Annotated in this window: 6 protein-coding genes and 1 pseudogene; 3 read left to right on the forward strand and 4 right to left on the reverse strand. The window is 73.5% G+C overall.

Going from position 1 to position 8,153, the window contains the following annotated elements:
• Positions 1-488 (reverse strand): response regulator transcription factor (locus AB0M52_RS26600; protein WP_363959040.1); only part of this gene is annotated, 488 nt, incomplete at its 3' end.
• Complete coding sequence (locus AB0M52_RS26605; protein ID WP_363959043.1) at positions 485-1,672, reverse strand: histidine kinase; 1,188 nt, start codon at positions 1,670-1,672, stop codon at positions 485-487. The genes AB0M52_RS26605 and AB0M52_RS26600, both read right to left, overlap by 4 nt.
• Positions 1,673-1,779: 107 nt before the next feature.
• Here AB0M52_RS26605 and AB0M52_RS26610 point away from each other — a divergent pair, with 107 nt between their 5' ends.
• Both AB0M52_RS26610 and AB0M52_RS26615 read left to right on the forward strand, forming a co-directional pair.
• Positions 1,780-2,724: a hypothetical protein gene (locus AB0M52_RS26610; RefSeq protein WP_363959046.1), complete on the forward strand. Its 945-nt coding sequence runs from the start codon at positions 1,780-1,782 to the stop codon at positions 2,722-2,724.
• A 78-nt stretch (positions 2,725-2,802) separates the two neighbouring features.
• On the forward strand, positions 2,803-4,500 hold the full coding sequence (locus tag AB0M52_RS26615; RefSeq protein WP_363959048.1) for a DEAD/DEAH box helicase: 1,698 nt from the start codon (positions 2,803-2,805) through the stop codon (positions 4,498-4,500).
• A 182-nt stretch (positions 4,501-4,682) separates the two neighbouring features.
• Here AB0M52_RS26615 and lon read toward each other — a convergent pair whose 3' ends face one another.
• A complete protein-coding gene (gene lon / locus AB0M52_RS26620; protein ID WP_363959051.1) occupies positions 4,683-7,019 on the reverse strand; it encodes an endopeptidase La in 2,337 nt (778 codons plus the stop codon).
• Positions 7,020-7,292: 273 nt separating this feature from the next.
• Between lon and AB0M52_RS26625 the strand changes: the two genes are divergently transcribed.
• Positions 7,293-7,640, forward strand: coding sequence for an Lsr2 family protein (locus AB0M52_RS26625; protein ID WP_111213036.1), 348 nt, complete (start codon positions 7,293-7,295; stop codon positions 7,638-7,640).
• A 103-nt stretch (positions 7,641-7,743) separates the two neighbouring features.
• On the opposite strand, the pseudogene AB0M52_RS26630 reads toward AB0M52_RS26625, so the two are convergent.
• Positions 7,744-8,153: pseudogene (locus tag AB0M52_RS26630) on the reverse strand (hypothetical protein); the annotation flags it as partial.

The raw sequence follows: 8,153 nt of genomic DNA on the forward strand, positions 1-8,153 counted from the left end.
GGCACGCCGTCTCCGGCCAGCCGCAGCGTCTCCAGCTCACGCGGGGTCAGCGGGCAGGGCGGGATGGTGAGCGCGTCGGCCGCGAGCGCCGGGTCGACGTACCGGCCGCCGGCGTGCACCCGGCGGATCACGTCGGCCAGCGCCCCACCCGGGGCGCCCTTGGGCAGGTAGCCGCGGGCGCCGGCACCGAGGGCGCGGGCCAGGTGCGCCGGTCGGCCCTGGCCGGTGAGGATGACCACCGCGCACGCCGGCAGCGCCCGGGCCAGCTCGGCGGCGACCTGGAAGCCGTCCCGCCGGGGCATGGCCAGGTCGATCACCGCCACGTCGGGCCGGTGGGCGAGCGCGGCGGTCACCGCCGCGTCCCCCTCGGCCGCCTGCGCGACGACCGCCAGGTCCTCCTCGAGATCGAGCAGGGCGGCGAGGGCGGTACGGATCAGCTCCTCGTCGTCGGCGAGCAGGACCCGGATCCGGTCGCGGTCGGTGGTCATGCGGCGGTCGGTACGGTCGCCTCGACGGTGAAGACGCCGTCGGCGCAGCGGATGTGCAGCTGTCCGCCGGCCACGGCGAGGCGGTCGGCCAGGCCGCGCAGGCCGTGGCTGTGCCGGTCCGGTGCCGCCGGGACGGTCACCCCGTCGTTGGTCACGGTCATCCGCGCCACGTCCTCCTCCTGGCTGATCTCGATCCGGCACCAGCCGGCCCGGCTGTGCCGCAGCACATTGGTGCCGGCCTCGCGGAGCACGGCCGCGAGCTGGGTCGCCGCCTCCGGCGGCAGCTCACCGGCCGGTGGCACGACCGTGCACCGCACCCCGGAGGATCGGAGCACGTCGCCGACCGCGGTGAGCTGCTCGGCGAGGTCGACCCGGCGGTACCCGTGCACGGTCCGGCGCAGCTCGGTCAGCGCCGTGGCGGCCAGCCGCTGCGCCTCGGCCGCCTCCCGGCCCGCCCGCTCGGGGTCGGCGGGCGCGAGCCGGGCGGCCAGTTCGGCCTTCAGGGCGATGACGGTCAGGTGGTGCCCGAGCAGGTCGTGCACGTCCCCGGCGAAGCGCAGCCGCTCCTGCGCGGCGACCAGCCGGGCCTGCGCCGCCCGCCCCTGCTCGGCCTGCACCAGCAGCCGCCAGAACCACACCTGGAAGCCGTTCACCGCGGCGATGCCGAGGCCGACGGAGCCGGTGACCAGCAGTGCCCGGCCGATCGACGCACCGGTCGCCCCGGCCACCGCCCCGGCCACCGCGAGAGCGGCGACCGCCGCCGGCAGCACCACCCGGAACGGCGCCAGCAACGGGACGCCGCCGACCATTGCCGCGCCCAGCCAGGCCCAGGTGGGCCAGGAGCCGACGGCGACCGGCGCGACCAGCGGCACGCTGAGCGCCGCCACGCCGGCGTACGCGTACCGCAGCCGGCGGCGCAGCCCGCCGGACGGCCCGGGGGTGACCGCGGAGTACAGCGCCACCGCCAGCACCAGCGCGAACGCGGCGAGCCCGACCGAGCCCGACGCCACCCACCACGCGTCCGGTTCCCGGGCCAGCCCGATTGCCGGCAGGATCAGGCTGGCGGCCATGCCGGAGGCGAGGGAGACGAGAGTCGCGGCCCGGGCGCGGAACAGGGTCCGCCCGCCGCCCGGCACCGCCGCCTCCGCCACCACCACGGTCGCCAGGGTAGAGCGCTTCGGCACACCGGTGGACCCACCGGTGTGCCCGATCCGGTCGTGCGTTCCGCCCGGCCCACCGGTGACATCGAGTGGCTGGTTCCCGTGACACGCGCGCCGCGACGCTCGATGACATGACAGAGCTGACGCCAACCGCCCCGCCGAGGACGCCGCCCGACACGACGCCTTCCGACACAGCGCCGCCCGACACAGCGCCGCCCGACACGACGCGGCCCGAGGCGGCGACTTCCGGGCGGGCCGGATCGGCGGGCCGCGCCCGGCTCCGGCACCTGGCTCGGCACCTGCTGGAGATGGTGCTGGCCATGGTGGCCGGCATGCTGTTGCTCGGGCCGGCGCGGGCCGCCCTGGGTACGGCGTTCGGGCTGGCCCCGGCGTCACCCGGCGTCGGCGCGCTGCTGATGGCCACCGACATGAGCCTCGGCATGGCGGTCTGGATGGGGTACCGCGGGCACTCCGGCGCGGCGATCGGCGAGATGGTCCTGGCCATGTACGCACCGGTCCTGCTGCTGCTGGTGCCGTACCGGGCCGGGCTGCTCGACGCGGACACCCTGCTGGCCGGCGCGCACCTGCTGATGGTGCCGGCGATGGCGGCGGCGGTGCTGCGGCGCCGGGGCGAGTACGCCCGGCATCCCGCCACCCGCCCCGCCCCACGACACCCGCTGGCCCGGCTGCTGGTGCACCGCTGGCCGGCCGGGCTGGCCCTGCTGATGACCGCCGACAACTGGGCCTCGCCCGTCCCGCTGGCCGCCTACACGCTGCTCGTCCTGCCCGCCGGCTACCTGGTCATCGGCACCGTCCGCCGGCAGTGGGGCGTACCGGGAAACCTCCGGCTCCAGCTCGCCGGCCTGGCGGGCTGGTCGGGGCTGGCCCTGCTCGCCGTGCTTCTCGGCGGCGCGGCCGGGCAGTGGGTGGTGGCGGTCGGCTGGCTGGCCCACTCGGGGTGGGACCTGTACCACCACCGCACCCGCCGGGTGGTGCCACGCGGTTACGCTGAGTGGTGCGCGGTGATCGACATCGTGCTGGGGATCACGATCATGTTGGCGCTGCTGGCCCAGTGAGGAGGCGGCGAAGGATCTCCGCCACGTGTTGCGGTGGTCGCCGCAGCGGGTCCGCAGGCGTGATGAAAGGCTTGACCCATGAGTTCCACGCCCGTACCGCCCGACCCGACCACCGAACCGCCCGCCTTCACGGACCTCGGCCTGCGGCCCGAACTGCTCGCCGCGCTCGCCGCACTCGGCTACGAGGAGCCCACGCCGATCCAGCGCGAGGCGATCCCTCCGCTGCTGGCCGGCCGGGACCTGCTCGGGCAGGCGGCCACGGGTACGGGCAAGACGGCGGCGTTCGCGCTGCCGCTGTTGCAACGGATGCCGGACGACCGGCCCGGCGGCGACCCGCTCGCGCTGGTACTGGTCCCGACCCGGGAACTCGCGGTGCAGGTGTCCGAGGCGTTCCACCGCTACGGCAAGGACCTCGGCGCCCGGGTGCTGCCGATCTACGGCGGGCAGCCGATCGGCCGGCAGCTGCGGGCCCTGGACACCGGCGTGGACGTGGTGGTGGCCACCCCCGGCCGGGCGCTGGACCACATCGCCCGGGGCACGCTGCGGCTGGGCAACCTGGCCACGGTGGTGCTCGACGAGGCGGACGAGATGCTCGACATGGGCTTCGCCGAGGACATCGAGGCGATCCTGGAGCACGCCCCCGAGCAGCGGCAGACGGTGCTGTTCTCGGCGACCATGCCGGCCCGCATCGACGGGATGGCGCGGGCCCACCTGACCGACCCGGTACGCATCCTGATCGCCCGGGAGCAGCCGGTGGCCGGCGAGGCACCCCGGGTACGGCAGAGCGCGTACCTGGTGGCGCGGGCGCACAAGCCGGCGGCGCTGGGCCGGGTGCTGGACGTCGAGTCACCGACCGCGGCGATCGTCTTCTGCCGTAGCCGGGAGGAGGTCGACCGGCTCACCGAGACGATGAACGGCCGCGGTTACCGGGCCGAGGCGCTGCACGGCGGGATGAGCCAGGAGCAGCGCGACCGGGTGATGGGCCGGCTGCGGGCTGGCACCGCCGATCTGCTGGTCGCCACCGACGTGGCGGCTCGTGGGCTGGACGTCGAGCAGCTCAGCCACGTGGTCAACTACGACGTGCCGTCGGCTCCGGAGTCGTACGTGCACCGGATCGGCCGGGTGGGCCGGGCCGGCCGGGAGGGGGTGGCGATCACCCTGGCCGAGCCCCGGGAACACCGGATGCTCAAGACCATCGAGCGGGTCACCGGGCAGCGGATCACGATCGACAAGATCCCGACCGTGGCCGACCTTCGTACCCGCCGGCTGGAGCTGACCCAGGCCGCGCTGCGGGAGAGCCTGCTGGAAGACGACCTGGAGCCGTTCCGGGTGATCGTCGAGACGCTCAGCGACGAGTTCGACCTGATGGAGGTGGCGCTCGCCGCGGTGAAGCTGGCCCACGAGGCGACCCTGCCCGGGTCCGACGAGGCCGAGGAGGAGATCCCGCAGGTCTCGGTCCGCGCACCCCGGGAGGGCCGGGAGGGGTACGAGGCCCGGGGCGAGCGTCGGCCGGCGCGTCCCCGCAGCAGCGGCACCACCCAGGTCTTCATCGGCCTGGGCCGGCGGGCCGGGGTACGCCCGCAGGATCTGGTGGGCGCGATCACCGGGGAGACCGGGATCCGTGGCCGGGACATCGGCTCGATCGAGATCGCCGACCGGTTCTCCCTGGTCGAGGTGCCGATCGCCGTCGCCGACGAGGTGATCGCCGGGCTGCGTAACAGCACCATCAAGGGCCGCAAGGCCACCGTACGCCGCGACCGCGACGACCGCCGCTGAGGTGTAAGGAAGGGCCCCTTCTTAACGCCTCGGGTAGAGAAGGGAACCCTTCTCACCGCGCTGCGCACCGGATACGGCAAACCGGCGCCGCCCTCAAGGCACGGGCCCGGTTGCCGGTGAATTCTGTTAATAGGGGCCCCCTGCTATACGCCAGGCGTTAACAGGGGGCCCTTCCTTGCACCTCAGGCGGCGGTGAGGTGCTGGCCGCCGAGAGACGCCGGGTCGATCTCGGCCGGGCGCAGCGCCAGGGCAAGCACGTCGGCGACGTCGGCCAGGGTGTGCACGGTCAGCGCCTCGCGTACCTCGGTGGGCAGGTCGTCGAGGTCCGGCTCGTTGCGGGCCGGAATGATCACCTCGGTCAGGCCGGCCCGGTGCGCGGCGAGCAGTTTCTGCTTCACCCCGCCGATGGGCAGCACCCGACCGGAGAGGGTCACCTCGCCGGTCATCCCGAACTCGGGGCGTACCGGCCGGCCACTGGCCAGCGAGGCCAGCGCGGTGACCATGGTGATGCCGGCGCTGGGGCCGTCCTTGGGCACCGCGCCCGCCGGCACGTGCAGGTGGATCCGCCGCCCGGCCAGGGCGTTCGGGTCCAGGCCGAGCCGGCGGCCGTTGGCGCGCAGGTAGGAGAGCGCGATATGCGCCGACTCCTTCATCACGTCGCCGAGCTGGCCGGTCAGGGTCAGCCCCGGCTCGCCCTCCATGCTGGTCGCCTCGATGAACAGCACGTCTCCCCCGGCGCCGGTGACCGCGAGGCCGGTGGCCACGCCCGGCACCGCCGTACGCTCCGCCGACTCCGGCGTGTGCTTCGGCCGGCCGAGGTAGCGGACCAGGTTGTCCGCGCCGACGCGGACCGGCGTCGGGTCGTCGGTCAGGGTCACCGCGACCTTCCGCATGATCTTCGCGAGGGCCCGCTCCAGCTGCCGTACGCCGGCCTCCCGGGTGTACTCCCCCGCGATGCGGCCCAGCGCCGCGGAGTCGACGTCGACCTCCTCGGCGGTCAGCCCGGCCCGCTCCCGCTGCCGGGGCAGCAGGTGGTCGCGGGCGATGGCCACCTTCTCGTCCTCGGTGTAGCCGTCCAGGGTGACCAGTTCCATCCGGTCCAGCAGTGGGCCGGGGATGGTCTCCACCACGTTGGCGGTGGACAGGAACAGCACGTCGGACAGGTCGAGGTCGACCTCCAGGTAGTGGTCCCGGAAGGTGTGGTTCTGGGCCGGGTCGAGCACCTCCAGCAGGGCGGCGGCCGGGTCACCGGCGTACCCCACGGAGAGCTTGTCGACCTCGTCGAGCAGCACCACCGGGTTCATCGAGCCGGCCTCGCGCAGCGCCCGGACGATCCGGCCGGGCAGCGCGCCGACGTACGTGCGCCGGTGACCCCGGATCTCGGCCTCGTCGCGGATGCCGCCGAGGGAGACCCGGACGAACTTGCGGCCGAGCGCCCGGGCGACGGACTCGCCGAGGCTGGTCTTGCCGACGCCGGGCGGGCCGGCCAGGGCCAGCACCGCGCCGGAGCCGCGGCCACCGACCACGCCGAGGTCACGCTCGGCCCGCCGGTTGCGCACCGCGAGGTACTCCAGGATGCGGTCCTTCACGTCGGCCAGGCCGGCGTGGTCGGCGTCGAGCACGGCCCGCGCCGCGGCCAGGTCGGTGTTGTCCTCAGTACGCGTGCTCCACGGCATCTCCAGCACCGTGTCGAGCCAGGTACGGATCCAGCCCGCCTCCGGGGAGGCGTCGCTGGCCCGCTCCAGCTTGCCGACCTCGCGCAGCGCCGCCTCGCGTACCTTCTCGGGCAGGTCGGCGGCCTCGACACGGGCCCGGTAGTCGGCCGAGCCGTCCGGAGCGTCCTCGCCGAGCTCCTTGCGGATCGCGGCGAGCTGCTGGCGCAGCAGGAACTCCCGCTGGGACTTCTCCAGCCCCTCGCGCACGTCGGAGTTGATCTGCTCGGTGACCTCCTGCTCGGCCAGGTGGTCCTTCACCCAGCCGACGAGCAGTTCCAGCCGGGCCGTGACGTCCGGCGCGGCCAGCAGTTCGGTCTTCTGCGCCAGGGTGAGCCAGGGCGCGTAGCCGGCCGCGTCGGCCAGTTCGGAGAGGTCGGTCATCCGCTCCATCGCGTCGATGACCTGCCACGCACCGCGCTGCTGCAGGACGGAGGTCATCAGCGCGCGGTAATCACGGGCGAGTTCCCGGGCCTTGCCGGCCGGGGCGGGTTCGTCGATCTCGGTCGCCTCGACCCAGAGCGCGGCGCCGGGGCCGGGCACCCCGGAGCCGATGCGGGCGCGGGCGAGGCCGCGAATCACGGCGGCCGGCTCGCCGCTGGGCAGTCGGCCGACCTTCTCGATGGTGGCGATTGCGCCGACGGAGCCGTACTCGCCGTCGAGACGGGGCACGGCGAGCAGCTTGCGGTCGCCGGTGGCACGGGCCGCGTCGACCGCGGCCTGGGTGGTCGGGTCGAGGGTCACCGGGATGACCATGCCGGGCAGCAGCACGGCGTCGGTCAGTGGAAGTACCGGAAGAGTTGCCATCGAACACCTGCTATCGCATTGAGTTGAGCGTGTCTGACTCAAGTCATCGCGGAGCATCGTTGTTCCTCGGTGTGACCCAGGACACGATGCGGCCCCGGCGGGATTGGGCGAGCGGCCAGGCCGACGTCGGCGCATCTCCCCGCGATGCTGCGGAATCGGGATTTCGACGCCGCGCAAAACGCGACCACAGAAAGGCGTGGCTTTTGTTGCGCAATTGCCGGGCGATGAGTCAAACTTTGACCACACCCCGCCGAACACAGGGAGTAATCGACGATGGCGAGAAAAGTAATCACGGTGCTGACTGACGACCTCGACGGCGGAAAGGCCGACCGGACGGTCGAGTTCAGCCTGGATGGCGTGGCCTACACCATCGATGTCTCCGATGAGAACGCGGGCGTGCTGCGCAAGGCGCTGGATCCGTTTATCAATGCTGGTCGGCGACTCGGCCGTGGCGGCGCCGAGACGGCCCGCGGCCCCCGCCGAGTCCCCGGTTCGGGCACTCCGGGAATGAACCGCGAGCAGAACCGCGCCATCCGGGAATGGGCGGTCAGCAACGGCTACAAGATTTCCGAGCGGGGCCGCATCCCGGTCGAGGTGGTCGAGGCGTACAAGAACCGCTGAACAGCGGTCACGCCACGAAGTCGAATGGGCACCCGGCGGAACGCCCACGAACAGGCTGCGGGCCGTCCGGCACACATTCCGGACGGCCCGCGTTTTTCCTGCGTCAGTTCACCTGGATCCGTACCGCGTCGAACGCGGGGGTCTGGTTGGCTCGCTCCGACATCGGAATGCGGTGCGAACCGTCACCGGCCCAGACCGCGCACTGCGCGGTGCCGGACTCCGGCAGACCCGGGATCTGGATGGTCACCTCGTCCGGCTGGGCACCGCCGCCACCGTCCTCGGTGGCGACGAAGAAGGCCGGCACCGGCGCCGGGTCCGGCGCCTCGCCCAGGCTGCCCAGCATCCGGCAGGCGGTGTGGAAGTGGCCACGGGTCAGGCCCTGCTCGTTGAGCAGCGAGCTCTCCAGGTAGTAGCCGCCCTGGCCGGCCGGGAGGAACCGATCCCGGATCAGGTTGCGGGTGCTGACCCGGATAGCGAAGCCCTCGTTGCGGTTGATCTGCTGCGGGAAATCGG

Origin of the sequence: Micromonospora sp. NPDC051296, from assembly GCF_040682255.1 — a bacterium.
Taxonomy (GTDB): Bacteria; Actinomycetota; Actinomycetes; order Mycobacteriales; family Micromonosporaceae; genus Micromonospora; species Micromonospora craterilacus.

Excerpts from the sequence above, each read along its gene's own strand:
- AB0M52_RS26610 (WP_363959046.1), top strand. The coding sequence starts at position 1,780 with ATGACAGAGCTGACGCCAACCGCCCCGCCGAGGACGCCGCCCGACACG.
- AB0M52_RS26615 (WP_363959048.1), top strand. The coding sequence starts at position 2,803 with ATGAGTTCCACGCCCGTACCGCCCGACCCGACCACCGAACCGCCCGCC.
- lon (WP_363959051.1), bottom strand. The coding sequence starts at position 7,019 with ATGGCAACTCTTCCGGTACTTCCACTGACCGACGCCGTGCTGCTGCCC.
- AB0M52_RS26625 (WP_111213036.1), top strand. The coding sequence starts at position 7,293 with ATGGCGAGAAAAGTAATCACGGTGCTGACTGACGACCTCGACGGCGGA.